Source organism: Nonomuraea corallina, from assembly GCF_027620315.1.
Taxonomy (GTDB): Bacteria; Actinomycetota; Actinomycetes; order Streptosporangiales; family Streptosporangiaceae; genus Nonomuraea; species Nonomuraea corallina.
The window spans coordinates 1-711 of sequence record NZ_JAPNNL010000357.1; the positions used below are offsets into that span (position 1 = coordinate 1).

Below are 711 nucleotides of genomic sequence, written 5' to 3' on the forward strand. Positions count from 1 at the left end.
CCTCGGTGTACGGGGTGCTGCCCGACGGCCGGTTGACCTACACCGCGATCGACGCCGCCACCGGCCGGCGCACCCACGGCGCGGTCACCTCCACCGCCACCCTCGGCTTCACCCCCAAGGCGATGGCCACCCTGAACTTCAACACCATCCTCATCACCGAGGACGGACCCGACGGCCGCCTGTACCGCGTCGACGTCATCACCAACAACACCAGCCTGTCGTTCAACCCGCCGATCCTGCTCGGCACCGGCTTCACCCACGACCTGCTCGCCTTCGACGGCAGCAACCTGTTCGGCATCGCCGCCGGAGTCCTGCGCCGCTACCCCGTCAACGCCACCAAGCCCGCCCGCTCCAACATCCTGACCGGCGGCCTCATCGGCGGCGGCTTCACCCTCAAGACCCTCACCGCCACCGGCCCCAACTGGATCCTGGGCACCACCGAAAGCGGCCTGCTCATCTCCTACCGGATCAACGGCGTGGAGAACTACAGCCGTTTCGAGTTGAAGGACTCCACCTGGCAGGCCTTCGACCACCTGCTGTCGCCCGGCGGCGGCGTCTACTACGGCCACCGCCCCGAAGGATCCCTCCACCGCTACCTCGACGCCGACCCCCACGACGGCAACGGCACCGACCTGGCCGGCCAGGGCACTGTCGACACCAGCGGCTGGGTCCAGACCCTGCTGTCGGCCCAGCCCGCCACCGTCCGCTGAG

Annotated in this window: 1 protein-coding gene; it reads left to right on the top strand. The window is 69.3% G+C overall.

What is annotated here, in order from left to right; translation table 11 throughout:
• Positions 1–710: hypothetical protein (locus tag OUY22_RS36680; protein ID WP_270159918.1), on the top strand; the 710-nt coding region annotated here is incomplete at its 5' end.
• Position 711: the final 1 nt, after the last annotated feature.